The sequence below is a fragment of the Psychromonas sp. genome (assembly GCF_983033635.1).
Genome location: NZ_CEZLMY010000267.1, coordinates 1 through 3328 on the forward strand (window position 1 = coordinate 1; position 3328 = coordinate 3328).

The 3328-nt window shown below is 40.1% G+C and carries 3 protein-coding genes; 2 read left to right on the top strand and 1 reads right to left on the bottom strand.

The features are described 5' to 3' along the window. Positions 1-93: 93 nt before the first annotated feature. Positions 94-1527, bottom strand: coding sequence for a sodium:proton antiporter NhaD (gene nhaD / locus AC4GME_RS18265; protein ID WP_490379989.1), 1434 nt, complete (start codon positions 1525-1527; stop codon positions 94-96). A gap of 345 nt (positions 1528-1872) precedes the next feature. On the opposite strand from nhaD, the gene AC4GME_RS18270 reads away from it, so the two are divergent. Together AC4GME_RS18270 and cdd are read left to right on the top strand one after the other, a co-directional pair. After that, complete coding sequence (locus tag AC4GME_RS18270; RefSeq protein WP_490376927.1) at positions 1873-2169, top strand: DUF503 domain-containing protein; 297 nt, start codon at positions 1873-1875, stop codon at positions 2167-2169. Between the two features lie 217 nt (positions 2170-2386). Next, positions 2387-3280: a cytidine deaminase gene (gene cdd / locus AC4GME_RS18275; RefSeq protein WP_490376928.1), complete on the top strand. Its 894-nt coding sequence runs from the start codon at positions 2387-2389 to the stop codon at positions 3278-3280. Positions 3281-3328 lie beyond the last annotated feature (48 nt).

Sequence of the window (3328 nt, forward strand, 5' to 3'; positions counted from 1 at the left end):
CAAAAAAGCGCAGTTTAGTCGTTTAAATGAGCATTTTTCAACGCGGAAATAAGCTGAAATGGCGACGACCTGAGTAAGTTAAAGCAATTAACATCACAAAGCTGACATCATGTCGTTAAGCAGCAGATGAAGTACAATGCTAATTACATAACCTAGCGCAATCACTGGCATCCATTTAAGATGACCGAAGAAGGTATATTTACCATGTGCAGCGCCCATTAATGCGACACCAGCCGCCGAACCAATCGATAGTAAACTACCGCCGACTCCAGCTGTTAAGGTGACCAATAACCAGTTAGCCAATGACATTTCAGGCTGCATCGTTAATACCGCATACATCACCGGAATATTATCAACAATAGCGGATAAAACCCCAACCATAATATTGGCCCAGACCGGGTTCCACTGGGTATACATAACCTCAGAGACTAAGCCTAAATAACCAAACAAACTTAAGGCCCCTACGCACATTACGACACCATAAAAGAATAATAGCGTATCCCACTCTGAATCGGAGATACGTTTAAAGACATCAAAAGGAACTACGGAGCCAATTCGTTTAAGTGCCGCTTCATCGTTATTGGCTAATGCTTTCTTGGTTTTTTTAGCCAATGAACTCGGTAATGTACAGCGTAAAAAATAACCAAAGAATTGTAAATAAGCCAGTCCCATCATCATTCCAATTACAGGAGGGAAATGCACAAAAGCATGAAAACCAACCGCTGTCGCGATCGTTAATAAAAACAGCAGAACAATACGTCGTGCACCCCGTTTTAATTCAACATATTCATTTAAGGTATCGGGTTGAGTTTTCGGCACAAAGCGTGACATGATTAATGCCGGTATTAAATAATTAGCCAAAGAAGGAATAAATAAAGTTAAGAATCCAGTAAATGATACCAGCCCGGCTTGCCAGACCATCAAGGTGGTAATATCGCCAAACGGGCTAAATGCGCCGCCCGCATTTGCTGCTACCACAATATTTACACACGCGAGGTTAATAAATTTACTATTTTCCCCTGCAACTTTTATAACAATGGCGCACATTAATAATGCGGTCGTTAAGTTATCCGCAATAGGTGAAATAAAGAAAGATAAGATACCCGTTAGCCAAAAAAGAGAGCGGTAGTTAAACCCTTTACTTACCATCCATGCCTGTAATGCATCAAATAAGCGACGCTCTTCCATTGCATTTATATAAGTCATCGCGACTAATAAAAATAAAAGTAACTTAGAATATTCGAGTAAATTATGCTCTAAAGCACTTTTAGCAATTTCTATCTGTTCGGGTTGATCTAATACAAAGCCAATCAATAACCAAATTATACCAGCGGCTAATAATACTGGTTTTGATTTACGCAGATGTAAAAACTCTTCGTTCATCACCAAACAGTATGCAAGAGTAAAAATAATTAAGGATACATAACCGATAGTTGAGTGAGTTAAGTCTAATGAAGGCACTGCAGCAAATGCAGGCATAGTAGCAAATATTCCTAAACTGGCTAGTATAACCTGTTGTATTTTCATACGAATATCAGCTCCTGTGAAAGTGGTTACGATAAGAATAGTATATTCAAATATGTTTGTAGTGACCGGCTGATATTGACCAGTTATTTATTTCAATAACTTGAGTTATATCCTTATATCTGAACTAATCTGGCTGTAGAGAATATTTACTTATGCCTGGAATAGGGCAGATATCGCCTTATAATATTTTTATTTGCGCACTGAAAGTTGGTTATTTTACACCTTCGCTATTGCTGTGTATGGCAAGGTTGCTTAAGCAGTTGTTGTAGGCTATAGCTTTTATATGCGAAATCAAAAATGGCTACATTTGCTGAGCTTACGCTGCCCAAAGCGAGGTAATATCCCATGAACGAACCATCCTGCTTCGTCACTCTTCTGACTATAGAACTGCTGATCCCTTATGCTCATTCGCTTAAAGAGAAGCGGCGAGAGGTACGGGGACTAAAGGATCGCATCCGCAGTAAGTTCAACGCCTCTGTGGCTGAGGTAGGATATCAGGATAAATGGCAAAGGGCCGTCCTGGCTGTCTGCCTTGTGGGTAGTGAAAAGAGTAAGTTGATGTCCAATACAGCTAGGATTCGTAATATTTGCGAAGAGACCACCGATATCGTGATCACAGCCATCGATCAGGAATGGCTGTAATTCAACCGTTTTTAATCTGCTTAATTGTAAGAGGCATTAAATGCTAAGCGCATTACCCTCAAACTTTTTAAGTGTCTATTAATAAACAACAAAGCAGTGAAACACGTGCAAGTTATCACTTAGAAAATAAAACCTGAGAAACTTGAATAGCTGCTTGACCAAAGCTCACTTATGGGTGAGTCTGTCAGATTCGTTCCAATTTTCACAGGGTCTATTTATGAAACAAAAGCTTCTTACTGCGCTTTCGTACTTACCGGAATCACTACAAAGTGATCTATCGCCGATTATCAGCCAGAGCAATTTTAACGGTGTAATTAAAGCTAGCGACGTCGACTTATTACAACAGCACTCAGCACTTGCAATGCCTGAGTTACTGCTGAGTTTATTACCACTAGCTGCCGCTTACTCTGTTGCTCCTATCTCTGACTTTAATGTAGGTGCAATTGCACGTGGTGTTTCTGGTAATTTATATTTCGGTGCCAATTACGAATTCACTAACCAGGCATTATTTAACAGTGTTCATGCAGAACAAGCTGCTATTAACAATGTATTCAGCCATCAGGAATCCGGCATTATAGATATCACTATCACTGCTAGCCCCTGTGGTCACTGTCGCCAATTTATGAATGAATTAAGTTGTGCAGATCAGCTGACAGTAAATTTAGCAGCCAGTGGCAGCAAGTCGTTATCTACATTATTACCGGATTCATTTGGACCTAGTGACCTTGGTGTAACGGCGCCGCTACTTGTAGCTTCGACTGCAACATTAACATTGCCGCAAACAGACAATTCTGTATTAGCCGAAGTCGCATTAGGCGCGGCAAACAGCAGTTATGCACCTTATAGTCATTGCCATGCAGGTATTGCTTTGCAGACCAGGGACGGCGTTATCATTAGCGGGCGTTACATTGAAAATGCTGCGTTTAATCCGTCGTTATCACCGTTACAGTCAGCTTTGATTAACTTGAATTTAGCGGGTTTTGCTGTGAGTGAAATAAGCAATGTGATATTAGTTGAAAAGGCCGATACGAAAATGAGTCATGCTCAAGCAACGCAAACTCTGCTCGCTGATATTAATATCGACAGTTATCAACTGTTGCTGGCGATATAAAATTTAGAATGAGATAAGTAATTAAGATTAAACGCTTATCTCATTAAT